Here is a 24,084-nt window from a genome sequence, read left to right as displayed (position 1 = left end):
GATGCGCGCCTGATGTGACCAGACCCCGATGTGACCTGAAAGGTACAGACCAGCCATGGAACCGACCATCCCGGGCTTCACCCACGACCGTGTGACGGTCGCCGACGGCGTCGCCCTGCACGTGGCCGTCGGCGGCTCCGGCAGCCCGATCGTGCTGCTGCACGGCTTCCCGCAGACCCATCTGATGTGGCGGCACGTCGCCGCCGACCTCGCGGCCGACCACACCGTCATCTGCCCCGACCTGCGCGGTTACGGCGACAGCGACAAGCCGGCCGACCCGGACGGCACCACTTACGCCAAGCGGGCCATGGCCGCCGACGTCGTCGCCCTCGCCCGGGCGCTCGGGCACGAGCGGTTCGCGCTGGCCGGTCACGACCGGGGCGCCCTCGTCGCGGTGCGGGCGGGGCTCGACCATCCGGACGCGGTGACGCACCTGGCCGCACTGGACGTACTGCCGACCCTCGACATGTGGGACGTACTGCACGGCACCACCGCCGTGGTGGGCTTCCACCTGTACCTGATGGCGCAGCCGCCCGGACTGCCGGAGCAGTTGATCGGTGCCGCGCCGGACGCGTTCTTCGGTCACTTCCTCGACATCTGGACGCGGGACCCGGACGCCCTGCCCGCCGGCGTACGCGCCGCCTATCTGAGGGCGTCCCGCGAGGCGGTGCCGTCCATCGTGGCCGACTACCGGGCCTCGGCCGGCATCGACGTCGCCCACGACCGGGCCGACCGCGACAGCGGCAACCGGCTGCGGATGCCGGTGACCGTCCTCCAGCAGGACTGGGGCGCCGCCCTCGGCTACGACGCCGCCGCGTTGTGGCGGGCGTGGGCCCCGAATCTGCGGCACGACACCGTCGACTGCGGCCACTTCATGGCGGAGGAGGCGCCCGGCGAGGTCGCCGGGTCCTTGCGGAAGCTGCTGACGCGGTAGGCCCCGGGCGGCGGGTCCGGGCGCCGGCGAACGGCGCACAACGGCCTGTTGTGCGTGGCCTCCGAGCGGTTGTTTGATCCGCGCGGCCGCCACTCGCTTTGATGTCGCCCGTGACGGAGTCGGGTGTCGTGGGCGGCGGGCCGCTGGGGCGGCGGTTCGGGTGGTTGTGGGCCGCGTACTCCGTCAGCACGTTCGGCACGCGGCTCGCGTTCGACGCCTTTCCGCTGATCGCGGTCGTCGTGCTGGACGCCGGAACGGCGCAGGTGGCGGCGCTCGCGGCGGCCGGTCTCGCGGTGGGAGCGCTGGTGGCGGTGCCGCTGGGGCCGTGGGTGGAGTTCCGGCGCAAGCGGCCGGTCATGGTCGCGATGGACCTGGTCCGGTGCGTGGTGCTGCTGAGTGTGCCGCTCGCGTTCGCGTTCGGCCGGCTCGGCTTCGCCCAGTTGCTGATCGTGTCGGTCGTCGTCGCCGCGGCCGACATCACGTTCAGGGCCGCCGCCGGTTCCTGTCTCAAGGCTCTGGTGCGGCCGCGGGACCTGCTGACCGCGAACGGCCGGTTCGAGGCGACGACCTGGACGGCGACGATGCTCGGGCCCCCGGTCGGCGGGGCCGCGGTCGGGCTCTTCGGACCGGTGGTGACGGTGGCCGTCGACGCGGCCAGCTATCTGCTGTCGGCGCTGGGGATCCGGGCGATCGGCGGCGGGGAGCCCCGTCCGCGGCGCGCCGACGTGCCCCGGCTGCGGGCCGGTGACCTGCTGGACGGCTGGCGGTACGTACTCGCCTCGCCGGGCCTGCGTCCGCTGTTCCTCAACACGGTCCTGGCCAACGGCCTGATCATGGCGACAGCACCGCTGCTCGCCGTCCTGATGCTGGGCGATCTGGGCTTCGCGCCCTGGCAGTACGGTCTCGCCTTCGCGGTGCCCTGCGCCGGCGGACTGGTCGGCTCCCGGCTGGCCCGGACACTCGTGGCGCGCTTCGGGGAGCACCGGGTGCTGGTCACCAGTGGGGTGCTGCGCGTGTGCTGGCCCGTCGGGCTGGCCTTCGTCGGCCCCGGCACCTCGGGTCTGGTCCTCGTGATGGTCGTCGAGTTCGGGTTGATCGCGTCCATCGGCGTGTTCAACCCGGTGTACGCCACCCGCCGGCTGGAGCTGACCCCGACGGACCGGGTCGCTCGTACCCTGTCCGCCTGGACGGTCAGCGGGAAGCTGGCGACCGCGGGACTGACCGCGGTGTGGGGCCTGTTGGCCAGCCTGACCGGAACGCGTGCGGCCGTCGCGCTCGCGGGCGTACTGCTCCTCGCGACCCCGCTGCTGCTGCCGCGGCAGGACCGCATGACCGGTCAGGACTTGGTGGAGGCTACCGGTGACCGGTGAAGTCCTCCCGGTCGTCGCGGTACCGACGGAGGCCTCAACTCCCGCGCATGTCCTGTCGCGATCCTGTCGCTCGTCACTGCGGCGGTACGCCTCGGCGGAGGGCGGGGAACTCCCGGCGCGCCTCGGCGAACAGGGCCGGGTAGTCGGTGCCGTGGGTGACCGCGGCGGCGAAGAGGGCGCCGAGCGCTGCGCGCAGCGGGTCCGGTTGGGCCGCGGCACGGAGCGCGGGCATGGCCGTGGCCTGTCGCAGCAGGTTGCCACGGCATCCGTCGGACGCGTGCGACGCGCCGGGGGTGGTGCGGTCGTCGGTGAAGAAGCGTTCCCAGGCCCGTTGGGGGTCGTCGAACGGGGCGGGCAGGGGTTCCCCCCGGTCCAGCGCCGTCAGCGCCGGCGTGATCCAGTCGACGTCGTCCAGCCCCGCCGCGGTGAAGGCCCGGTGGGCTGCCCACCGCGCGAGGCTTCGCTGCGTCGCCGGACACGCCGCGTCGACGGCGTCGAGCAGGTCCCGGTCCAATGGGACGAGCCCGCGTGCGTCGCCGCCGGCCTCCCGCACTCGCCGGCTGGGCAGCCGACCGCCCCAGGACAGGGTCTCCGCGCACTCGCGCGCGGTCCCTACCCCGGAAGGGGACGGCGGCAGACTGCGCGCGTACCGGTGCCGGTCCTCGGCGCTGCGTGAGGTCTGCCGGACGACCCGGTCCGCGGCGGGCGGGGCGGGCCAGAACTGCAGCAGACAGTGACCGACCGGCCCGGCGACCTCGGCCGCGGTGAACCCGGTCTCCTCGCTCCGGTCCATTCCGCGCGCGCAGTAGCGCACCCGGTGGTCGGCGGGCGGCAGGTCCACCTCGCACAACACCCCACGGCCGCAGGGCAGAACGGCCGTCGGGAAGGAGACGGGCCGGAAGGACGCCTCCACCACGTCCTCCCAGCCGTCGTCGAGCGGCGGGGCGGCCCCGTGCACCTCGACGGTCAGCCCGACCCTGCCGGTACGCAGGCCGGTGTCCAGGAGGAGACAGCCGGGGACGGCCGCACCGCACAGCCCGTTGATCTGTCCGGCGCAGGCCTCTGACGGTCCGGGACCGTGCGGGTCCCGGCGGCTGTCCACGTGGAACCGCCCGTGGACGACCGCCAGTTCACCGCTGTACACCCTCCGCATGACCGCCCCCTGATCGCGTCCGGCTCCCTGTGAGGCCACCAGTATGCGGAGGAGGTCTGACAACAGGCCGGACGAGAGAAGGCCAACGGTGTGCGGACGCCGGTCAGCGCGCCCCGGGGACGTCCTCCGTGACGCCGTTCAGCGGCGAGGACGGGTCGCTGCCGTAAGGGCGGGTGAAGGCCTCCACCGCGTGCCCGGAAGGGTCGATGAAGTACACGCCCCGCCCGCCGTCGTTGCGGTTGATCCGGCGCGGGTGCCGGCCTTGCGGGTCGGCCTGGATGGGTATCCCGCCCTCCACGAGCCGGGCGAGAATCGCGTCGAACTCGCCCTCGGAGACGAGGAACGCGTAGTGCTGCACGGGGATGTCGGTGTCGACGGTGGCGAAATCGAGGGTGACGCCGTTCGCGGTCGTCACGGGCAGGAACTTTCCGGCCGGCTCGCCGACCTCCAGCCCCAGGATTCCGGCCAGGAAGTGAGCGGACTTCTCCCGCTCCCGGGAGAGGACGATGGTGTGGTTGAACTCGACTGACACGGGTCAATGCCTCCACGGGCATCTCCGCGGCGCCTCCATGCCTCACCCGGACGGTGACCGGCACGCGATGCCGCGCCGAAGATCTTAGACAGGGCGCGGCGAGGTGTCGACACCCGGCGAAACCCACCGCGGTTTCGGGTCGCTTCTCAGGAGGACGCCTGGTCGCTGTCCTTCATCGCGCCCCAGCCGTGCCAGCGCTCCACCTCGATCCAGGCACTGACCCGGGGACGGACCCGGTCCGGGTACGGGTTGCCCGTGTAGTGCCGGGAGAGGCGGTCGATGCCGGTGAGGTCCTCGTCGTCGCGGGTCTCGTTGACACGGCCGATGAGAGTGACGTGGGTGTACCAGTCGTCGCCCGCGAGGACGGTGAGGGTCACGCGCGGATCGCGGCGCAGGTGCCCCAGGCGCACCCGGCCCTCGTCGAGGTTGATCAGGACCCGGCCGTCGTCCTCCCACAGGTACCAGGTGGGCGTGGAGACGGGAGCGCCGTCCGAGCGGAGGGTGGCCATGACGCACGGGTTGGGACGGCGCAGCAGGTCGACGGCCTCGGAGGGCAGCGGCGGCTTGGACATGCGGACTCCTCTGTTCTCGGTGTGTGCCGAGACCGTGTCGGCGGTGCCGAGACCGTGTCGGCGGTGTCGGCGGTGTCGGCGGTGTCGGCGGTGTCGGCGTTCGGGTTGCTCGTACACCCGGTACCCAGGGTGCGCTCAGTCGGACGGCTTCTCTTCGAAACTGGCGAAGTACGCCGCCGCCATGTCCTCGTCACCGTGCCCCTGCGCGGCGGCCCGTGCCAGGCGTTGCGCGCCGGCGGCGGCCACGTCCAGGCGGACGCCGTTCGCCTCGCCGGCCTCGACGATCAGCCGGGCGTCCTTCGCGGCGGTGGTGACCGCGAACTGGGGCGGCGTCAGCGCGCCGTCACGGATCATTGCGGTCTTGGCACGCAGGTAGCCCATGTCGAGCGGGCCGCCGGCGATGGCGTCGAAGAAGCCGTCCGGGTCCACGCCCAGTGCCTTGGCGAGTGCCAGGACCTCGCCCGCCGCGTTGGTGGCGGCGAGGACCCAGCTGTTGGCCACCAGCTTCAGCCGGGTGGCGCTGCCGGCGGCGCCGTCCTCGCCGGTCCACACCGTGCGGGAGCCGACGGCATCCAGGACGGGCGCCACCACGTCCCGAGTGTCGGCCGGCCCGGCGGCCAGCACCAGCAGTTGTCCGGCCTCGGCGGGTTGGCGGGTGCCGAGGACGGGCGCGTCGAAGAAGACGAGGCCGTGTTCCCGGGCGAACGCCGCCAGGTCGGCGACCGCGTCGACGCCGGCGGTGGTCGACTGGACCCACGCGGTGCCGGGACGCAGCCCGGGTGCGGCCTGCCGCATGACGTCGAGGGCTGCCGGGCCGTCGTACAGCATGGTGAGGACGACGTCGGCGCCCCGCACCGCCTCCTCGGGACTGCCCGCGACGTGCGCGCCGTCGGCGGCCAGGGGCTCGGCCTTGTCCCGGCTGCGGTTCCAGGCCCGGACGGTGTGCCCGGTCCGGGCGAGGTTGCGGGCCATCGCGGCACCCATGATGCCGGTGCCCAGGACGCTCACGGTGAGCTGGTCGGTCATGAGGTCGGCTTCCTGTGCTCGTTCCGCTCGGTGGCCGGGGTCCCGGGCGCGGAACCCCGGTGACCAGCCTGCCATCCGGTGGCGGACGGCGCCGGTCGGCCTGACGGGCCGGGCCCTGGTGGCCGCCCCCGCGTCGGCGCCTGCGCGACGCCTGCCGGCATGTGGCGGACCGCGCGTGCGCGTCCCGTACGGTACGGCCGTGAGCGCCTTTACCGACGACAGCGACGACGCCGACGACGCCGTCCCCGGCCGCTACGGCCCCGCCGCCACCACCGAGGCCGATCCCCGGGACGTGGGCGGGGTGCGTACCGAGTACTCCCCCGCGCACGACGGGGACCCGGACCCCGGCGAGATCGTCTGGACGTGGGTGCCCTACGAGGAGAACGACGGGCGGGGCAAGGACCGGCCCGTGCTCGTCGTCGCCCGCGAGGCCGCCGGCACGCTGCTGGCCGTGCGGTTGTCCAGCAAGCGCCACGACGGGGACCGGGAGTGGGTACCGATCGGGAGCGGTCCCTGGGACCGTTCCGGGCGCGCGTCCTGGGTCGACGTGGACCGGGTGCTGCGGTTGCACGACGCCGGTATGCGCCGCGAGGCCTGCGCCCTGGACCGGATGCGGTTCGACCTCGTACGGCAGCGGCTGCGGGAGCGCTACGGCTGGAGCTGACCGGGGTCGCCCGCCCCGGGGCTGCCGACCCCCTCCGGGAAGGCACGCGCGAACGCCTCCCGGACCGTGCCGCCCGGCGTGCGGTCCAGGATGCCGAACGCCACCCGCTCGAAGGCCGCCGCGAACCGTCCGCCGGGCCCGAGCAGCCCCCGGAACGCGCCCGCGACCTGGGCGGGGTCGTTGCGGAAGACCCCGCAGCCCCAGGCGCCGAGCACCAGCCGCCGATAGCCGTGGGCCGCGGCCGTCTCCAGCACCCGCTCGGCGCGTGCGGCCAGGGCGTCGGGCAGCCCGGCGGCCCGATCCGGGGCGGTGCGCAGTACCACGCCCGCGTTCGGCGCGGCGGACGTGAGGAAGCCGGCGGTGTACGGCTCGTCCAGCAGGCGGCCGCGGTCGTCGCGGAAGACGGGCACGGCCGGCGAGTGGACGACGCGATCCGTGTAGAACGGGTCGCGGTGGGCGCGGTGGTGATCGTAGAACTCGCGCGCCCGCAGCAGGCAGGTGTACAGCGCGGAGGCCCGGCACAGGGCCTCTTCCTGCGCCTGGGCTCCGTTCAGATATCCGCCGCCCGGATTGCGGGCGGAGGCGAAGTTGAGGACGGCGACCTCGCCGCCGAGGCGGCGTGCGGCCTCCAGGCTGCTCTCGCCGGTGACCTCGAAGGCCGTCCGCACCGCGGCCAGGGGGGCGGGCTCGACCGGCCCGGGCCCGTACATCCGCGTACCGTCGCGTGCCGTCTCGACCGCCGCCGCGATCGGCACCTCGCGCCCGTCGGGCGCGCGGTAGGACCCTGCCGTCACGATCTGTTCCGTCCGCTGTGCGATGCCCCGCAGGCGCGCGCTCACGGCGCCACCCCCGTGGACGCCGTGACCGCGCGCCGCGCGGCCTCCCCCGTCGTGCTCATGCGGGAATCCTGGGTGATGCTTGTGGTGCGGCGCAACGGAGTTTCCCGACCGGCGTACGACGGGGAAAGCCCCCGGAGACGAAGGGGTCGCGGAGATTACCGAGCTGGAACGTCCCGTTATGCACCCTTGTGCGGAGCGACATGAGGGTCTTGGGTGGGACGAGTGTGCCGACCCGGCCCACCGCAAGAGGGTCGGCGGCATGGATGGAATCTCAGGAGGATCCCGACATGTCCGATGCGGTAAGTGGCTGCACCCGGCCACGCACCACAGTCACCGAAGCCGAGGTCGAGGCGCTGGTCCACGGCATCTGCTTCAAGACCGGTCCACCGAGGCGTCTCGGTGTCGAAGTGGAATGGCTCGTCCACGAGCTGCGCGCGCCGCGGCTCCCCGTGTCACCCGAACGGCTCGAAGCGGTCTACTCCGCACTGCGGACCGTGCCCCTGAGATCGGCGCTGACCGTCGAACCCGGCGGCCAGCTGGAGCTGAGCTCGCTCCCCGCCGCCTCCCTCATGGAGTGCATCGGTACCGTCTCCGCCGACCTCGCCGCCGTCCGCGCGGTGCTGCGCGAGGACGGTCTCGCCCTCGTCGGCCTCGGCCACGACCCCTGGCACGCGCCCCGCCGCTTCCTGCGGCAGCCGCGCTACGACGCCATGGAGGCCTGCCTCGACCGCTCCGGTCCCGCCGGCCGCTACATGATGTGCACCTCGGCCTCCGTGCAGGTGTGCGTGGACGCCGGCCACGCGGAGCCGGGCCCTCTCGGTCATGTGCGCCGCTGGTGGCTGGCCCATCAGCTGGGCGCGGTCCTGCTGGCCGCGTTCGCCAACTCCCCGCTGGCGGGTGACCGGCCCACCGGCTGGCGGTCCACCCGGCAGCTGCGCTGGGCGCAGATCGGCACCGGCCGGGCGGGCGGTCCCCGGCTGGACGCCGACCCGCGCGGTGCCTGGACCCGGCACGTCCTGGACGCGCCGGTGATGTGCGTCCGCCGCGACGGCGGGCCCTGGGAGGTGCCCGAGGGCATGACCTTCCGGGAGTGGACCAGGACCGGGACGCCGAGACCGCCGACCCGGGAGGATCTCGACTACCACCTCACCACGCTGTTCCCGCCGGTCAGGCCGCGCGGCCACCTGGAGCTGCGCATGATCGACGCGCAGCCCGGAGACGACGGCTGGATGGTGCCGCTCGCCGTGACGGCGGCGCTGTTCGACGATCCGGAGGCCGCCGAGACCGCCTACCGGGCCGTGAAGCCCCTGGCCGAGCGCACGCTCGGGCTGCCCGCCCCGCACAACCCGCTGTACGAGGACGCGGCCCGCGACGCCCTCGCCGATCCCGAGCTGCGCGAGGCGGCCGTCACGTGCTTCACCGCGGCGCTCGCCGCCCTGCCCCGGCTCGGTGCGACGGCCGAGGTGACGGACGCCGTCGCCGGGTACCTGGAGCGCTACGTCCAGCGGGGCCGCTGCCCCGCCGACGACCTGCTGGACATGCCGGACGGCGCGAGCCGTGGCCCGCACGGGAGGGAGACCCGCCCATGACCGACCCCGCCATGGACACCGCCATGGACACCGCCACCGACACCGCCACCACCGCCGGCGAGTCGGCCGTCGACGCCGAGACACTGCGCGAGCGGGCCCTGGCCACACTCGTCACTGCCCGGGACCGCACCACACTGCTGACCAGCTGCGTGGAGGGCCCCGACCTGACCGCCCAGGTGTCGCCGCTGATGTCCCCGCTGGTGTGGGACCTCGCGCACATCGGCAACCAGGAGGAGCAGTGGCTGCTGCGCGCCGTCGCCGGGCAGGAGGCGATACGGCCCGAGATCGACAGCCTCTACGACGCCTTCGAGCACCCGCGCGCCGAGCGGCCCAAGTTGCCGCTGCTGTCGCCCGCCGAGGCCCGCCGGTACGCGGCCGACGTGCGCGGCCGGGCGCTGGACGTGCTGGAGAGCACCGCGTTCCACGGGACCCGGCTGACGGAGGCGGGCTTCGCCTTCGGGATGATCGCCCAGCACGAGCAGCAGCACGACGAGACCATGCTCATCACGCACCAGCTCCGCAAGGGCCCGCAGGCCCTCACCGCCCCGGATCCGGACCCCGTGCCCCTGTTCACCGGCCCGGCCGAGGTCCTGGTGCCCGGCGGCCCGTTCGTGATGGGCACGTCGACCGAGCCGTGGGCCCTGGACAACGAACGTCCCGCGCACCGGCGCGAGGTGGCGCCGTTCCATCTCGACACCACGCCGGTGACCAACGGCGCCTACCGGGCGTTCATCGACGACGGCGGCTACGACGACCCGCGCTGGTGGGCTCCGGAGGGCTGGGACCACATCCGCCGGCACTCCGTCACCGCCCCGCTGTACTGGCGCCGCGACGGCGGGCAGTGGCTGCGGCGCCGCTTCGGGGTCACCGAAGTGGTGCCACCCGACGAGCCGGTGGTGCACGTGTGCTGGTACGAGGCGGACGCGTACGCCCGCTGGGCCGGGCGGCGGCTGCCGACCGAGGCCGAGTGGGAGAAGGCGGCCAGGTACGACCCGGCCGGCGACCGCTCCGCCCGCTACCCGTGGGGCGACGCCGACCCGGGCCCGGAACACGCCAACCTCGGCCAGCGCCATCTGCGCCCGGCACCCGCCGGCAGCTACCCGGCCGGTGAGTCGCCGCTCGGGATACGGCAGTTGATCGGCGACGTCTGGGAGTGGACGTCGAGCGACTTCGCCCCGTACCCGGGTTTCCGGGCGTTCCCGTACAAGGAGTACTCGGAGGTGTTCTTCGGGCCCGACCACAAGGTGCTGCGCGGCGGTTCGTTCGCCGTGGACGCGGTGGCCTGCCGGGGCACGTTCCGCAACTGGGACTATCCGATCCGGCGGCAGATCTTCTCCGGGTTCCGCACCGCCCGGTCGGCGGAGGGCGCCTGATGTGCCGTCACCTCGCCTACGTGGGCCCCGGGGAACCTCTCGGGGCGCTTCTCGTAGCCCCGCCGCACGGGCTGTACCGGCAGTCCTGGGCGCCCCGGCACCAGCGCTACGGCACGGTCAACGCCGACGGGTTCGGCGTCGGCTGGTACGCCGGGGGTGACCCGGTGCCGGCCCGGTACCGCCGGGCCGGGCCGATCTGGGCCGACCAGTCCTTCGCCGACCTGGCCCGGGTGGTGCGGACCGGCGCGCTGCTCGCCGCCGTGCGGGACGCGACGCTGTCGGGTGCGGACGCGGAGGCCGCGGCGGCGCCGTTCGCCTCGGGGGCCTGGCTGTTCAGCCACAACGGTGCCGTGGCGGGCTGGCCCGGTTCGCTGGCGCGGGTGGCCGGCACGCTGCCGCCCGAGGAGTTGCTGTCGCTGGAGGCCCGCAACGACTCGGCGCTCGTGTGGGCGCTGGTCCTGGCCCGGCTGCGCGCCGGGGACGACGAGGGCCGGGCGCTCGCCGAGACGGTCCTGGAGGTCGCGGCGGCCGCCCCCGCCTCCCGGCTCAACCTGCTGCTCACGGGCGGCGACACCATCACGGCCACCACCTGGGGCGACACCCTGTGGTACCTGACCCGCCCCGGCGGCGGCACGGCGGTCGCCTCGGAGCCGTACGACGACGACCCGCGCTGGCAGGAGGTCCCCGACCGCACCCTGCTCACGGCGAGCCGCACGGACGTGCGGCTCACTCCGCTCAAGGACCCGGGCGACCACGCCCTCGCAGACGCTTTCGTCTCCCCGAAGGAGCCCCGCACGTGAGCCCGTTCCGTCTCACCCGCACGCTGCCCGAGGACGCCACCGGCGCCGCCCTGCGCGCCGACGTCCTGGCGGGCCTGACGAGCACGCCCAAGTGGCTGCCGCCCAAGTGGTTCTACGACGCTCGGGGCAGCGAGCTGTTCGAGGAGATCACCGCGCTGCCCGAGTACTACCCGACCCGGGCCGAGCGGGAGATCCTCGTCGACCGGGCCGGCGAGATCGCCGCGGCGACCGGCGCCCGCACCCTGGTGGAGCTGGGTTCCGGTTCCTCGGAGAAGACGCGGTTCCTGCTCGACGCGCTGACGGGGCTGCGCGGCTACGTGCCGGTGGACGTCAGCGAGAGCGCCCTCACCCAGGCAGGTCAGGCGCTCGTCGCGGAGCGGCCGGAACTCCAGGTGCACGCGCTCGTCGCCGACTTCACCGGCGGGCTGACGCTGCCCGAGACGCCGGGTCCCCGGCTGGTGGCGTTCCTCGGCGGCACGCTCGGCAATCTGCTGCCCGGCGAGCGCGCCGCGTTCCTGGCCGCCGTCCGCGCGCTGCTCTCCCCGGGCGACGCCCTGCTGCTGGGCACGGACCTGGTCAAGGACGAGCGGGTGCTGGTCCGGGCGTACGACGACGCGGCCGGGGTGACGGCCGCGTTCAACAAGAACGTGCTGTCCGTGATCAACCGCGAGCTGGACGCCGACTTCGCGCCCGCCGCCTTCGAGCACGTGGCGCTGTGGAACGCCGAACGGGAGTGGATCGAGATGCGGCTGCGCTCGCGCACCGCGCAGACGGTCAAGGTCCAGGCTCTCGACCTGGCCGTGGACTTCGCGGACGGGGAGGAGCTGCGGACCGAGGTGTCCGCGAAGTTCCGGAAGGACGGTGTACGGACCGAACTCGCCTCGGCGGGGCTGGAGCTGGCCCACTGGTGGACGGACGGCGAGGACCGTTTCGCGCTGTCGCTGAGCGTGGCGCGATGAGGCTCGTGCGGTGAGCATCGTGCGGTGAGTCGGGTGCGCTGACGCGGCGGCGCGCGTCAGCGCGCGTCGAGGTCCAGCAGTTCGGTGATGCGGTCGGAGGCCTTGCGGGCCTCCGACTCCGCGTCTTCCCCGGTGAGCACCTTCGTCATGTATTCCTTGATCGGGTTGTCCGCCTCGACCGCGCCCCACCGGGGCGTACCCGGAGTCGCCCGGCCCTGCGCGGCGCCGGCCGCCATGGCGGCGACCCCCTCCTCGTCCGCGACGGCCTTGGCGAGCGACTTCTTGTTCGGGACGTAGTTCATGGTGCGGGCCAGATCGGTGTTCCACTTGGTGCCCACGAGCGCCTCGACCACGGCGAGGGCGCCTTCCCGTTCGTCGGTGTTCTTCGGGACGACGAGGTCGGAGCCGCCGGTGAAGACGGCGCCCGGCTTGCCGGCCTTCTTGCCGGGCACGGGGAAGAAGCCCAGCTTGCCATCGAGTTCGGGGTTCTCGCGCACGATGGACTGGGCGAGCCCCGGCACCGCGACGATCTGCGCCACCTGCCCCCTCGCGAACACGCCGGCCTGCGGCGGGTGCTCCTCGTCGGCGTCCAGCGGACCCTCACCCAGGGCCTGCAGCTCACGGTAGAAGTCCATGCCGCGCAGGGCGGCCTCCGAGTCCAGGGCGCCCGCCCAGGTGCCGCCCTCCTGCGTGGCCAACTCACCGCCCTCGTCCCAGATGAAGCCGGAGAGCGTGTACCAGTCCTGTCCGGCCAGGTAGATGCCCTGGTCACCGCCCGAGTCGAGCTTCTCGGAGACGGTGAGCCACTCCTCACGGGTGCGGGGCGGCTCGGTGACGCCGGCCTGCTCGAACAGGTCCTTGCGGTAGATGACCACGCGGTTGGCGGCGTACCAGGGGATGCCGAACTGCTGGGACATCCACTGCCCCGGTTCGGCGAGGCCGGGCAGCCAGTCGCGGATGCCCCAGTCGCGCATCGACTCCAGCGTGAGGTCCTGCAGCCGGCCGCCCTCCGCGTACTGCGGGACCTGGGTGTTGCCGACCTCGATGACGTCGGGCCCGTCCGCGCCGTCGGTCTTGAGCGCGGTCTGCACCTTGTCGCCGATCCCGGTCCAGCTCTGGATCCGGACGTCGAGGTCGAGGTCCGGGTTCTCCCGCTGGAACTCCTCGGTGAACCGCCGCAGGAAGTCCTGCGAGGCACTGTCCTTCATCAGCCACACGGTGACGGTGCGCCGCTCTGCCCCGCCGTCCTGCGAGATCAGGCCGCAGCCGCTGAGCAGGGAGGCGGACACACAGACAAGGGCGAGCAGGCGACGTCTCACGAGGGGTCCTTCTGTCTGACGGACAGGGGCGGAGCGGACAGGGAGGTCCTGCGCACGCGAAGGGAGACCCGACGTGGGGGACGAGCTCGAAGCTCGAACGGGTGTCTGGGATTTTGGTATGGACCAATGCGGAGGTCAAGGGGTGACGGGCGGTTACCCTGCCGGACCCCCGACGCCTCGCGCTCCGCCGCGGCCTGGGGCACGGTGGAGTGACGCACGACACACCGCTGCCCCGCGGAAGGGAGCACCCGCATGTCGAACCACACCTACCGGGTCACCGAGATCGTCGGCACCTCGCCCGACGGCGTCGACCAGGCCGTCCGCAACGGCATCACCCGCGCCTCGCAGACCCTGCGCAACCTGGACTGGTTCGAGGTGACCCAGGTGCGCGGCCAGATCGAGGAAGGGGAGGTCGCGCACTGGCAGGTCGGCCTCAAGCTCGGCTTCCGCCTGGAGGAGTCCGACTGACGGCCCCGGGAGCCCACAGGGCCGAGGGGCTCAGGGGCCAGGGCTCAAGGGCCAGGGCTCAGGGCTCAGGGGCCAGGGGTCAGGGGTCAGGGGCCAGGGGTCAGGGGCCAGGGGTCAGGGGCCAGGGCTCAGGGGTCAGGGGTCAGAGGCTCGCCATGACGGTCAGGTACGCCCTTCGCGCTCCTGCGCCTCGCGCAGCTCGGCCGACCGGGCCGCCCAGCGTGCCCGGACGACGGTGAATCCGGCCCCTTCGGCGTCGTCGCACACCAGCTCGTCGTCGTCCACGAGGACCCGGACCTCGTGGGTACGGGCGAGCCGCCGCAGGATCTCCAGCTTGGTGCGCCGGGCGGGCCGGCGGTCGGCGTTGCCGCGCATGTGCACGGGCCCGTCGGGCAGGCCGTGGGCGGTCAGCCAGTCGAGCGTGTCGCGCCGGCAGCGCTCCGGCCGCCCGGTCAGGTAGACGATCGTGCACTCCTCGGCGCTCTCCCGCACCAGTGCGATGCCCTCCGTGAGCGGCGGATCGTGCGGCGCGGCGGCGAAGAAGGCGTCCCAGTCGCGCGGCCGCCGCTCCAGGAACCGCTGCCGGTGCGCGGTGTCGGCGAGGGTGTTGTCCAGGTCGAAGACGGCCACCGCGGGCTTCCTGCTGTCGGTCACCCGCCCACCCTAAGCGCCGTGCCGGGAATCCTGACGCCTCCCGGGCGTTGAAGACGGTGTGAGCCCAGTGATCGCGAAGACCCGCTTCTCCGTCCTCGACCGCTCCCGCATCCGCGAGGGCCACACCGGCGCGCAGGCTCTTCACGACACCGTGGAGCTGGCGCGGGAGGCCGAGCGGCTCGGCTACCACCGGTTCTGGGTGTCGGAGCACCACGGCGTGCCCGGAGTGGCCGGCTCGGCGCCGACCGTGCTGGCCGCCGCCGTCGCCGGTGCCACCCGGCGCATCCGGGTCGGCACCGGCGGCGTGATGCTCCCCAACCACCGGCCCCTGGTCGTCGCCGAGCAGTTCGGCGTCCTGGAGTCGCTCTTCCCCGGCCGGATAGACATGGGACTCGGCCGCTCGGTCGGCTTCACCGACGGCGTACGCAGGGCGCTGGGCCGGGACAAGGACGACGCCGAGGACTTCGACGCCCAACTGGCGGAGCTGCTGGGCTGGTTCCGGGGCACCTCGCCGACCGGAGCGCACGCCCGCCCGGCGGAGGGGCTGGCCGTCCCGCCGTTCGTGCTGGCCATGGGCGAGGGCGCGGCCGTCGCCGCCCGGGCGGGCCTGCCGATGGTCATCGGGGACCTGCGCGACCGCGACCGGATGCGCCGCGGCATCGACCGCTACCGCGCCCGGTTCCGCCCCTCCGAGTGGAGCCGGGAGCCCTACGTCGTGGTCTCCGGCACCGTCGCCGTGGCCGGCACGCCCGAGGCGGCCCGGCGGCTCCTGGTCCCGGAGGCCTGGTCCATGACCCACGCCCGCACCCGGGGCTCCTTCCCTCCCCTGCCCCCGGCCGAGGAGGTCGAGGCCCGGACGATGACGGCCAAGGAACGGGATCTCTACGACTCCGGTCTCACCGGCCACATCGCGGGCACCGAGGAACAGGTCGCCGACGAGCTGGAGTCGCTCCTCGCGGACACGGGCGCACAGGAGGTCCTGGTGACCACGAGCACGTACGACCGCGAGGCGCTGCTGGACTCCTACGGGCGGCTCGCCCGCGTCGTCGGCGCCGGGGCGGCCACCGCTCCGGCGTAGAATCGCGGGGTTTGTCCCACCGGCCCACCGGCCGTCGTCGAAGACCGTACGGAGTTCCCCGCGATGCACAGCCCCCACGACCCGTACGTCCGGGTGCGCGACGCCCGTGAGCACAACCTCAAGAGCGTGGACGTGGACATTCCGCGCGACGTGGTGGCCGTGTTCACCGGTGTGTCGGGGTCGGGGAAGTCGTCACTCGCGTTCGGGACGCTCTACGCGGAGGCGCAGCGGCGCTACTTCGAGTCGGTCGCGCCGTACGCCCGGAGGCTCATCCACCAGGTCGGCGCCCCGAAGGTCGGCGAGATCACCGGGCTGCCGCCCGCCGTGTCGCTCCAGCAGCGCCGCTCGGCACCCACGTCCCGTTCCTCGGTCGGCACGGTCACCAACCTCTCCAACTCCCTGCGAATGCTGTTCTCCCGGGCCGGCGACTACCCGCCGGGCGCGCCGCGGCTCGACTCCGACGCCTTCTCACCGAACACGGCGGCAGGGGCCTGCCCGGAGTGCCACGGGCTCGGCCGGGTGCACCGCACGACCGAGGAGCTGCTGGTTCCGGACCCGTCCCTCTCGATCCGGGACGGCGCGATCTCGGCGTGGCCGGGCGCCTGGCAGGGCAAGAACCTGCGGGACGTCCTCGACGCGCTGGGGTACGACGTGGACCGTCCCTGGCGCGAGCTGCCGGCCGGGCAGCGGGAGTGGATCCTGTTCACGGACGAGCAGCCGGTGGTCACGGTGCACCCCGTGCGGGACGCCGGCCGCATCCAGCGGCCGTACCAGGGCACGTACACGAGCGCCCGGCGGTATGTGATGAAAACGTTCTCGGACTCCAGGAGCGCGACGCTGCGGGCGAAGGCGGAGCGCTTCCTCACCAGTGCGCCCTGCCCGGTCTGCGGCGGTGGCAGGCTGCGGCCCGAGGCCATGGCGGTGACCGTCGGCGGTCGCACCATCGCCGAGCTGGCCGCACTCCCGCTCACGGAACTGGTGGACGCGCTGCCGACCGGCGGCGAGACGGCCCGGGTACTCACCGGGGACCTCACCTCCCGCATCGCGCCCGTCGCCGAGCTGGGGCTCGGCTACCTGAGCCTCGACCGCCCGGCGCCCACCCTGTCGGCGGGCGAGCTGCAGCGGCTGCGGCTGGCGACACAGCTGCGCTCCGGGCTGTTCGGGGTCGTGTACGTCCTGGACGAGCCGTCCGCGGGGCTGCACCCGGCGGACACCGAGGCGCTGCTGACGGTGCTGGAACGGCTGAAGGCGGCCGGCAACTCGGTGTTCGTGGTGGAGCACCACCTCGGCGTGGTGCGCGGCGCCGACTGGATCGTGGACGTGGGCCCGCGGGCGGGCGAGCACGGCGGGCGGGTGCTGTACAGCGGCCCGGTCCCCGGGCTGGCCGACGTCGGGGAGTCCGCCACGGCCCGCCACCTCTTCGACCGCTCCCCCGCTCCGGTCCGTGAGGTCCGGACCCCGCGGGGCGCACTGACGGTCGGTCCGGTCACCCGGCACAACCTGCGCGGGGTGACGGCCGAGTTCCCGCTCGGTGTGCTCACCGCGGTGACGGGCGTGTCCGGTTCGGGGAAGTCGACGCTCGTCGGCGCGATCACCGAGGACCTGCCGGGAGTGGGTCGTCTGGTCTCCGTCGACCAGCGGCCGATCGGACGCACCCCGCGTTCCAACCTGGCCACTTACACGGGCCTCTTCGACGTCGTACGCAAGGTGTTCGCGGCCACCGACGAGGCGCGGAAGAGGGGCTACGGCGTCGGCCGCTTCTCCTTCAACGTCCCCGGTGGACGCTGCGAGACCTGCCAGGGCGAGGGGTTCGTCAGCGTCGAGCTGCTGTTCCTGCCGAGTACGTACGCGCCGTGCCCGGACTGCGGCGGGGCGCGCTACCACCCAGAGACTCTCGAAGTGGCGTACCGGGGACGGAACATCGCCGGTGTGCTGGACCTGACGGTGGAGGAGGCGGCGGGGTTCTTCGCGGACACGCCGGCGGTGGCGCGCAGCCTGGCCGCGCTGCTCGATGTCGGGCTGGGCCATCTGCGGCTCGGCCAGCCGGCGACCGAGCTGTCCGGCGGCGAGGCGCAGCGCGTCAAGCTGGCGAGCGAGTTGCAGCGCGGGCGCCGCCGGCACACCCTGTATCTCCTCGACGAGCCGACGACCGGTCTGCATCCGGCCGATGTCGAGGTGCTGATGCGCCAGTTGCACGGTCTGGTCGACGCCGGGCACACGGTGGTCGTCGTGGAGCACGACATGGCCGTGGTCGCGGGCGCCGACCTGGTGATCGACCTGGGGCCGGGCGGCGGCGAGGCGGGCGGGCGGATCGTCGCCGCGGGGCCGCCGGCCGAGGTGGCGCGGGCGAGCGGGAGCGCCACCGCGCCGTACCTGTCCAGGGCCCTGGACGGCGCCGTGGACGGCGGCCCGCGCCGGTGACGGCGCTTCACCGGCGCGGACCCTCCTGGTGACGACCCAGGGCGGCTACTCGCGGCCCTTGCGCAGGTCGTCGTCGGTGTACTCCTCCGTCTCGGCCTCGATCCGCTCCTTGCGGACCCGGCCCCGCACGGTCTCGTTCTCGGTGTGCTCCTCGGTGGTCATCCGGACGCGCTCGACCGGCACCGTCTCGGTCTCCACGACGGGTCGTTCCTCGTGCAGCGTGACCTCGTGCTCGTCCTCGCTGATCTCCGGACCGGCGAGCGCCTCGCCGCGGTTGGCGTCCGTGATGGGCTCGCGCTCCACCCGCACTTCCTCGTGGGTCACCGGAACGGTCTGCTGGACCTCCTCCGTGACCACGTACTTGCGCAGCCGGGCCCGGCCGCTCTCGCGCCGTTCGACGCCGACGTGCATCTGCTCCTCGGAGCGGGTCATGGCGTCGTCGGCGCGCATGTCCGTCCGGTCCCCCGCGCCCTGCCTGCCGGCCATACCGGCCGCACCGGCAGCACCGCCGGCTCCGGCGGCTCCGGCCGTCCCGGCCGGACCCGGCCCTGCGGCCCAGCGGCCGTCGTCGGTCCGCTCGGCCTCGGAGAGCACGCTGTCCCAGTTGATGCCGTAGTAGTCGTAGAGCCGGTGCTCCTCGGTCTCCGACAGATGTCCGCCCGCGTCGACGTCCACGCTGGGGGCGCCCTTGACCATGTCCTTGCGGTAAGGGACCTCAAGGTGGTCCTGCACCAGCGCGGCGTCGCGGATGGGCACGAAGGACTCGTTGGAACCGAGCATGCCCGTCTTCACGCTCACCCACTCGGGGCGACCGGTCATGTCGTCGAAGAAGACGTGCTTGGCGTCGCCGATCTTGTTGCCGTCACCGTCGTAGACCGGATGGTCCAGGACGTTGGCGATCTCTTCACGGGTGATCATCTGGCATCACCCTCCTTCCGGAGTGCCTGCCTTCCGAATGTCCGCATCAGAGATGCGAAAACGGAGCATACGTCACAAATGCCACATACTTTTCGAAGGCGCTTTCCCCTGAGCAGCGTGGGCGAGCGAGCGGCGGCCGGCGTGGCCGCCCGGCCCGATGACCGGCCGTACCTCCACCTCCGCGGTCAGCCCGCGCGCCGACGCCACCCGCCACAGGGAGGCGAGCAGGGTGTCCTCCCCGACGAACGCGGGCGCCGTGCTCACCGCCCGCTCCCCGGCCCGGTACCGGATGTGGACCGGCTGGACGGGCACCCCGGCGTCCAGGGCGGCCTGGAAGACGGCCCGGCGGAAGGGCCCCTGAGCGCGCCCGCACCAGGTGCTGCCCTCGGGGAAGGCGGCGACCGCGGCGCCCGCACGCAGGGCCCGCGCGATCACGGCGACCGTGTCCGGCAGGGCCCGCAGCCGGTTCCGCTCGATGAACAGAACCCCGCCGCGCGCGGCGAGGGACCCCGCCACCGGCCACCGCCGGATCTCGCTCTTGGCCAGCATCCGCGCGGGGCGCACGGCGGCGAGCAGCGGGATGTCGAGCCAGGAGATGTGGTTGGCGACGAGGAGCAGCCCGCCGGCGGGCGAGGCGGCGCCCGTGACGCGGACCCGGACGCCCGCGGCCCGTACGATCCACCGGCACCAGCGTCGCACCACCGCCGCGGGCACCTGTCTGCCGAGCGGCGTCAGCACGAGCGCGATGCCCGCCAGCAGCAGAACGGCGACCGCGGTCAGCCGCAGCACGGCGCGCGGTACGGCGACCGCGGCCCGGGACGGCTCCACGCACGCCCCGGGGGTGCAGGGCGCGGCGGGCAGCCAGGCGCCCATCAGGCCGGGACGAGCGAGAGGAAGTGCCGCAGATAGCGCGGGTCGACCCGGCTCATCGGCAGCAGCACGTAGAGGTCGGCGACGCCGAAGTCCACGTCGTGCGCGGGTTCCCCGCAGACCCAGGCACCGAGGCGCAGGTAGCCGCGGAGCAGGGCCGGCAGTTCGGTGCGGGCGGCGGGCGCCGCGCTGCGCGGGGTCCACGGGAGCAGCGGCCGTACCCGGAACTCCTCGGGCGCCAGGTGCTTGGCCCGCACCCGGTTCCAGGTGCCCGCGGCCAGGGTGCCGCCGTCGGCGAGCGGGATCGAGCAGCAGCCCGCCAGCCACTCGTGGCCGTGGTCGGTCATGTAGCGGGCTATGCCGGCCCAGATGAGCCCGATGACGGCACCGTCGCGGTGGTCGGGGTGCACACAGGAGCGGCCGACCTCGACGAGCCCGGGACGGATCGCGTCCAGCGCCGCGAGGTCGAACTCGCTCTCCGCGTACAGCCGCCCGGCGACCGCCGCGCGCTCCGGCGGCAGCAGCCGGTAGGTGCCGACGACCTGCCCGGTCGTCTCCTCCCGCACCAGCAGGTGGTCGCAGTAGGCGTCGAAGGGGTCGACGTCGCTCCCGGGCTGTGGGCTCGCCAGCAGGGCGCCCATCTCCCCGGCGAAGACGTCGTGCCGCAGCCGCTGCGCGGCCCGCACGTCCTCCTCGTCGCGGGCGAGGGCGACGGTGTAGCGGTGGGGTGCGGCGGGCTTCGGGGGGCGGTCTGCGGTCAGTACGCCGGTCATGGCACTCTCCTGGTCACGGGCAGGGGCGGCGACGGCGGGCCGTCGGTGTACGGTCCGCCGCACCTGTTCTTCCGCTGCCGGTTGGCCGGTGCGTGACCTGGGCCGGGAGAGTGGATGTTGGGCTGTTGAATGCCAGGGGCGAAAGCGAGACGGGGCCGGGGGGAGCACCTCCCCCGGCCCCGTCCGTCCGCACCTCTCGGCGAACGTTCGGCCGGGCCCGCCTGAACTAAGGCCCTGTCGTCAAACTCCCGTCTGCCTCGCGACGACAGGACTTAGCGCTTCGCCACCTTGCGCGTGGCCCGCAGCCATTCCTTGTTCATGCTGGTGATGGAGAAGAGCGGGATGCCCTTGGGGCACGCCGTCGCGCACTCGCCGGCGAGGGTGCAGCCGCCGAAGCCCTCGTCGTCCATCTGCGCGACCATGTCCAGCACCCGGGTCTCCCGCTCGGGCGCCCCCTGCGGCAGGACGTTCAGGTGATTCACCTTCGCCGACGTGAACAGCATCGCCGCCCCGTTCGGGCAGGCCGCCACACAGGCGCCGCAGCCGATGCACTCGGCGTGCTCGAAGGCGAAGTCGGCGTCCGGCTTGGGCACCGGGGCGGCGTGGGCTTCCGGCGCGGCGCCGGTCGGCGCGCTGATGTAGCCGCCGGCCTGGATGATCCGGTCGAAGGCCGAGCGGTCGACGACCAGGTCCTTCACGACCGGGAAGGCGGACGCCCGCCACGGCTCGATGTCGATGGTGTCGCCGTCCTGGAAGGACCGCATGTGCAGCTGGCAGGTGGTGGTGCGCTCGGGGCCGTGGGCGTCGCCGTTGATGACCAGTGAGCAGGCGCCGCAGATGCCCTCGCGGCAGTCGTGGTCGAAGGCGACCGGGTCCTCGCCCTTGAGGATGAGCTCCTCGTTGAGGGTGTCGAGCATCTCCAAGAAGGACATGTCGCGGGAGATGCCGTCCACCTCGTACGTGGACATGGCGCCGTCGGCGTCCGCGTTCTTCTGCCGCCAGACGCGCAGGGTGAGCTTCATGCGTAGCTCCGCTGAGTGGGGTGGACGTACTCGAAGACCAGGTCTTCCTTGTGCAGGGCCGGGGCCTCGCCCGTGCCCGTGAACTCCCAGGCGGCGGCGTACCCGAACTCGTCGTCCCGGCGGGCCGCCTCGCCGTCGGGAGTCTGGGACTCCTCGCGGAAGTGACCGCCGCAGGACTCGGCCCGGTGCAGCGCGTCGAGGCACATCAGCTCGGCGAGTTCCAGGTAGTCGACGATGCGGTTGGCCTTTTCCAGGGACTGGTTGAACTCCTCGCCGGTGCCGGGGACCTTGATGCGCCGCCAGAACTCCTCGCGGATCTGGGGGATGCGCTCCAGGGCCTTGCGGAGCCCGGTGTCGGTACGGGCCATGCCGCAGAACTCCCACATCAGCTCGCCGAGTTCCCGGTGGAACGAGTCGGGGGTGCGGTCGCCGTCGACGGAGAGGAGCAGGTTGAGCCGGTCCTCGGTCTCGGCCAGCACCTCCTGCACGACCGGGTGGCCGTCGTCCACCGCGTCCTTGTGCGGGTTGCGGGCGAGGTAGTCGTTGATGGTGGCCGGGAGGACGAAGTAGCCGTCGGCCAGGCCCTGCATCAGCGCGGAGGCGCCGAGCCGGTTGGCGCCGTGGTCGGAGAAGTTGGCCTCGCCGACGGCGAACAGGCCGGGGACGGTGGTCTGGAGGTCGTAGTCGACCCACAGCCCGCCCATCGTGTAGTGCACGGCCGGGTAGATCCGCATGGGTACCTGGTACGGGTCCTCGTCGGTGATCCGCTGGTACATGTCGAAGAGGTTGCCGTACTTGGCCTCGACGGCCCCCCGGCCCATGCGCTTGATGGCGTCGGCGAAGTCCAGGTACACGCCCTGGCCGCCGGGGCCGACGCCCCGGCCCTCGTCGCAGACGTTCTTGGCGGCGCGGGAGGCGATGTCACGGGGCACCAGGTTGCCGAAGGACGGGTAGATGCGCTCCAGGTAGTAGTCGCGCTCGTCCTCGGGGATCCTGTTCGGCGACCGGTCGTCGCCCTTGGCCTTCGGCACCCAGATCCGGCCGTCGTTGCGGAGCGACTCGCTCATCAGCGTCAGCTTGGACTGGTGGTCGCCGGTACGCGGGATGCAGGTGGGGTGGATCTGCGTGAAGCAGGGGTTGGCGAAGTAGGCGCCGCGCCGGTGCGCCCGCCACACGGCGGTCGCGTTGGAGTTCATGGCGTTGGTGGAGAGGTAGAAGACGTTGCCGTAACCACCGCTGGCGAGGACGACCGCGTCCGCGAAGTACGTGTCGATCTTCCCGGTGACCAGGTCCCGGGCGACGATGCCGCGCGCCCGGCCGTGCACGACGATCAGGTCGAGCATCTCGGTGCGCGGGTGCATCTCGATGTTGCCGGCCGCGATCTGCCTGCTGAGGGCCTGGTAGGCACCGAGCAGCAACTGCTGCCCCGTCTGGCCCCGGGCGTAGAACGTGCGGGAGACCTGGACGCCGCCGAAGGAGCGGGTGTCGAGCAGGCCGCCGTACTCGCGGGCGAAGGGCACGCCCTGGGCCACGCACTGGTCGATGATCTCGACCGAGATCTGGGCGAGGCGGTGCACGTTGGACTCGCGGGAGCGGAAGTCGCCGCCCTTGACGGTGTCGTAGAACAGGCGGTGGATGGAGTCGCCGTCGTTGCGGTAGTTCTTCGCGGCGTTGATGCCGCCCTGCGCGGCGATGGAGTGGGCCCGGCGCGGGGAGTCCTGGTAGCAGAACTGGACGACACGGTAGCCCTGTTCGGCGAGGGTCGCGCCGGCGGAGCCGCCCGCGAGCCCGGTGCCGACGACGATGACCGTCTGCTTGCGCCGGTTGGCGGGGTTGACCAGCCTGGCCTCGAAACGGCGGGTGTCCCAGCGCTCGTTGACGGGTCCGGCGGGGGCCTTGGTGTCGGCGACCGGCTCACCGGTCGTGTAGTCGGCGTAGGTTGTCATGTCAGCTCACCACTCCGGTCATGACGCCCACGGGTACGGCGACGAAACCGACCGTGAGCAGCAGCGCGAGGACGTTGGCGACGGTCTTCAGCGCGCGGTCGCGGGTGCGGCTGCCGGCGCCGAGGGTCTGGGCGGCACTCCAGAAGCCGTGCCGGATGTGCATGCCGACGGCGAGCACCGCGACGATGTAGATGACGTTGCCGTACCAGGTGGAGAAGGTGTCCACGACGTTCTGGTAGGGCTTGCCCGTCTCGAAGCCGCCGGAGTGCACGGTGCCGGTGGTCAGGTCCAGGATGTGCCAGACGATGAACAGGGCCAGGATGATCCCGCCCCAGCGCATGGTGCGCGTCGCGTAGCTGGAGCGCGGCTTCTTGTGCACGTACCTGCTGGGCCGCGCCTTGATGTCGCGGCGGCTGAGCTGGTACGCGGAGACGGCGTGGGCGACGACGGCGACGACCAGCACGACGCGGATCAGCCACAGCGTCCACTCGTAGTGCATGAACGGTTCGCCGACCGTGCGCAGCCAGTGGGCGTACTCGTTGAACTCGCTCGTCCCGAAGAAGATCTTCAGGTTCCCGATCATGTGGGCGACCAGGTAGAGCAGCATGACGAGACCACTGATCGCCATCACTGTCTTCTTGCCGACGGTCGAGTCCCACACGGTGCGCGCCAGGGACGGCCGTCGGTCCGTCCGCGTTGCCAGAGCCATGGCACAGGACGCTACGGGGCGAAGGGGCAATCGGTCCAAGACATGGTCTGGTTCGTTTCCATAGGCTGTGGCTATCCACGGCGTATGCTCGCGGT

General features: G+C 73.0%; 23 protein-coding genes. 10 read left to right on the top strand and 13 right to left on the bottom strand.

The window, feature by feature from the left end; translation table 11 throughout:
* Window positions 1-55 precede the first annotated feature (55 nt).
* Complete coding sequence (locus ACIQ1J_RS07970) at window positions 56-934, top strand: alpha/beta fold hydrolase (RefSeq protein WP_403555095.1); 879 nt, start codon at window positions 56-58, stop codon at window positions 932-934.
* A 101-nt stretch (window positions 935-1,035) separates the two neighbouring features.
* Window positions 1,036-2,304, top strand: a complete 1,269-nt coding sequence (locus tag ACIQ1J_RS07965; protein ID WP_403555094.1) for an MFS transporter — start codon at window positions 1,036-1,038, stop codon at window positions 2,302-2,304.
* Window positions 2,305-2,377: 73 nt separating this feature from the next.
* Here ACIQ1J_RS07965 and ACIQ1J_RS07960 read toward each other — a convergent pair whose 3' ends face one another.
* The 4 genes from ACIQ1J_RS07960 to ACIQ1J_RS07945 all read right to left on the bottom strand — a co-directional run bounded on the left by ACIQ1J_RS07960 (window position 2,378) and on the right by ACIQ1J_RS07945 (window position 5,587).
* Complete coding sequence (locus ACIQ1J_RS07960) at window positions 2,378-3,457, bottom strand: hypothetical protein (RefSeq protein WP_403555093.1); 1,080 nt, start codon at window positions 3,455-3,457, stop codon at window positions 2,378-2,380.
* Window positions 3,458-3,560: 103 nt separating this feature from the next.
* Entirely contained in the window at window positions 3,561-3,989 is a 429-nt protein-coding gene (locus ACIQ1J_RS07955; RefSeq protein ID WP_403555092.1) for a VOC family protein, read from the bottom strand.
* A gap of 146 nt (window positions 3,990-4,135) precedes the next feature.
* Window positions 4,136-4,561 carry a PPOX class F420-dependent oxidoreductase gene (locus ACIQ1J_RS07950; protein WP_210962944.1) on the bottom strand — a complete coding sequence of 142 codons (426 nt, stop codon included), beginning with the start codon at window positions 4,559-4,561 and terminating at the stop codon, window positions 4,136-4,138.
* 135 nt (window positions 4,562-4,696) lie between these two features.
* Window positions 4,697-5,587, bottom strand: coding sequence for an NAD(P)-dependent oxidoreductase (locus ACIQ1J_RS07945; protein WP_403555091.1), 891 nt, complete (start codon window positions 5,585-5,587; stop codon window positions 4,697-4,699).
* A gap of 199 nt (window positions 5,588-5,786) precedes the next feature.
* Between ACIQ1J_RS07945 and ACIQ1J_RS07940 the strand changes: the two genes are divergently transcribed.
* Complete coding sequence (locus tag ACIQ1J_RS07940; RefSeq protein ID WP_210962946.1) at window positions 5,787-6,251, top strand: type II toxin-antitoxin system PemK/MazF family toxin; 465 nt, start codon at window positions 5,787-5,789, stop codon at window positions 6,249-6,251.
* Here the strand turns inward: ACIQ1J_RS07940 and ACIQ1J_RS07935 are convergent.
* Entirely contained in the window at window positions 6,236-7,090 is an 855-nt protein-coding gene (locus tag ACIQ1J_RS07935; RefSeq protein WP_403555089.1) for a TIGR02452 family protein, read from the bottom strand. The genes ACIQ1J_RS07940 and ACIQ1J_RS07935 overlap by 16 nt on opposite strands.
* Window positions 7,091-7,377: 287 nt before the next feature.
* On the opposite strand from ACIQ1J_RS07935, the gene egtA reads away from it, so the two are divergent.
* The 4 genes from egtA to egtD are packed head-to-tail and all read left to right on the top strand — an operon-like array spanning window position 7,378 to window position 11,811.
* Entirely contained in the window at window positions 7,378-8,679 is a 1,302-nt protein-coding gene (gene egtA, locus ACIQ1J_RS07930) for an ergothioneine biosynthesis glutamate--cysteine ligase EgtA (protein WP_403555088.1), read from the top strand.
* Window positions 8,676-10,052 (top strand): ergothioneine biosynthesis protein EgtB, encoded by a 1,377-nt coding sequence (gene egtB, locus ACIQ1J_RS07925; RefSeq protein WP_403555087.1) that lies wholly within the window; start codon window positions 8,676-8,678, stop codon window positions 10,050-10,052. Before egtA ends, egtB begins: the two co-directional genes overlap by 4 nt.
* Window positions 10,052-10,852: an ergothioneine biosynthesis protein EgtC gene (gene egtC, locus ACIQ1J_RS07920; RefSeq protein WP_403555085.1), complete on the top strand. Its 801-nt coding sequence runs from the start codon at window positions 10,052-10,054 to the stop codon at window positions 10,850-10,852. Before egtB ends, egtC begins: the two co-directional genes overlap by 1 nt.
* The gene (egtD, locus tag ACIQ1J_RS07915; RefSeq protein WP_403555083.1) at window positions 10,849-11,811 is read left to right on the top strand and encodes an L-histidine N(alpha)-methyltransferase; all 963 of its coding nucleotides are present in this window, start codon (window positions 10,849-10,851) and stop codon (window positions 11,809-11,811) included. Before egtC ends, egtD begins: the two co-directional genes overlap by 4 nt.
* Before the next feature lie 56 nt (window positions 11,812-11,867).
* Here egtD and ACIQ1J_RS07910 read toward each other — a convergent pair whose 3' ends face one another.
* Window positions 11,868-13,130: an extracellular solute-binding protein gene (locus ACIQ1J_RS07910; RefSeq protein WP_403555081.1), complete on the bottom strand. Its 1,263-nt coding sequence runs from the start codon at window positions 13,128-13,130 to the stop codon at window positions 11,868-11,870.
* A 252-nt stretch (window positions 13,131-13,382) separates the two neighbouring features.
* Here ACIQ1J_RS07910 and ACIQ1J_RS07905 point away from each other — a divergent pair, with 252 nt between their 5' ends.
* Window positions 13,383-13,598 carry a dodecin gene (locus ACIQ1J_RS07905; protein WP_121745613.1) on the top strand — a complete coding sequence of 72 codons (216 nt, stop codon included), beginning with the start codon at window positions 13,383-13,385 and terminating at the stop codon, window positions 13,596-13,598.
* A gap of 162 nt (window positions 13,599-13,760) precedes the next feature.
* Here ACIQ1J_RS07905 and ACIQ1J_RS07900 read toward each other — a convergent pair whose 3' ends face one another.
* Entirely contained in the window at window positions 13,761-14,252 is a 492-nt protein-coding gene (locus ACIQ1J_RS07900) for a hypothetical protein (protein WP_403555078.1), read from the bottom strand.
* 58 nt (window positions 14,253-14,310) lie between these two features.
* Between ACIQ1J_RS07900 and ACIQ1J_RS07895 the strand changes: the two genes are divergently transcribed.
* Together ACIQ1J_RS07895 and ACIQ1J_RS07890 are read left to right on the top strand one after the other, a co-directional pair.
* Complete coding sequence (locus ACIQ1J_RS07895; protein WP_403555076.1) at window positions 14,311-15,330, top strand: LLM class flavin-dependent oxidoreductase; 1,020 nt, start codon at window positions 14,311-14,313, stop codon at window positions 15,328-15,330.
* Between the two features lie 63 nt (window positions 15,331-15,393).
* Window positions 15,394-17,751: an ATP-binding cassette domain-containing protein gene (locus ACIQ1J_RS07890; protein ID WP_403555074.1), complete on the top strand. Its 2,358-nt coding sequence runs from the start codon at window positions 15,394-15,396 to the stop codon at window positions 17,749-17,751.
* A gap of 45 nt (window positions 17,752-17,796) precedes the next feature.
* Here ACIQ1J_RS07890 and ACIQ1J_RS07885 read toward each other — a convergent pair whose 3' ends face one another.
* The 6 genes from ACIQ1J_RS07885 to ACIQ1J_RS07860 form a co-directional block, all read right to left on the bottom strand.
* On the bottom strand, window positions 17,797-18,669 hold the full coding sequence (locus ACIQ1J_RS07885) for a DUF2382 domain-containing protein (protein WP_403555072.1): 873 nt from the start codon (window positions 18,667-18,669) through the stop codon (window positions 17,797-17,799).
* A gap of 72 nt (window positions 18,670-18,741) precedes the next feature.
* Window positions 18,742-19,542 carry a 1-acyl-sn-glycerol-3-phosphate acyltransferase gene (locus ACIQ1J_RS07880; RefSeq protein WP_210962956.1) on the bottom strand — a complete coding sequence of 267 codons (801 nt, stop codon included), beginning with the start codon at window positions 19,540-19,542 and terminating at the stop codon, window positions 18,742-18,744.
* Window positions 19,542-20,312 carry a GNAT family N-acetyltransferase gene (locus tag ACIQ1J_RS07875; RefSeq protein WP_210962957.1) on the bottom strand — a complete coding sequence of 257 codons (771 nt, stop codon included), beginning with the start codon at window positions 20,310-20,312 and terminating at the stop codon, window positions 19,542-19,544. The genes ACIQ1J_RS07880 and ACIQ1J_RS07875 overlap by 1 nt, the downstream gene beginning before the upstream one ends.
* Window positions 20,313-20,584: 272 nt before the next feature.
* A complete protein-coding gene (locus ACIQ1J_RS07870) occupies window positions 20,585-21,334 on the bottom strand; it encodes a succinate dehydrogenase/fumarate reductase iron-sulfur subunit (RefSeq protein ID WP_310869802.1) in 750 nt (249 codons plus the stop codon).
* The gene (locus ACIQ1J_RS07865; RefSeq protein WP_403555069.1) at window positions 21,331-23,280 is read right to left on the bottom strand and encodes a fumarate reductase/succinate dehydrogenase flavoprotein subunit; all 1,950 of its coding nucleotides are present in this window, start codon (window positions 23,278-23,280) and stop codon (window positions 21,331-21,333) included. The genes ACIQ1J_RS07870 and ACIQ1J_RS07865 overlap by 4 nt, the downstream gene beginning before the upstream one ends.
* A 1-nt stretch (window position 23,281) precedes the next feature.
* Window positions 23,282-23,953 (bottom strand): succinate dehydrogenase, encoded by a 672-nt coding sequence (locus tag ACIQ1J_RS07860; protein ID WP_403555801.1) that lies wholly within the window; start codon window positions 23,951-23,953, stop codon window positions 23,282-23,284.
* Window positions 23,954-24,084: the final 131 nt, after the last annotated feature.

This window comes from Streptomyces sp. NPDC097107, assembly GCF_044762405.1.
Lineage (GTDB): Bacteria > Actinomycetota > Actinomycetes > Streptomycetales > Streptomycetaceae > Streptomyces > Streptomyces thinghirensis.
The sequence above is the reverse complement of the archived record's forward strand: the minus strand, read 5'-3'. Positions and strand labels throughout refer to the sequence as shown.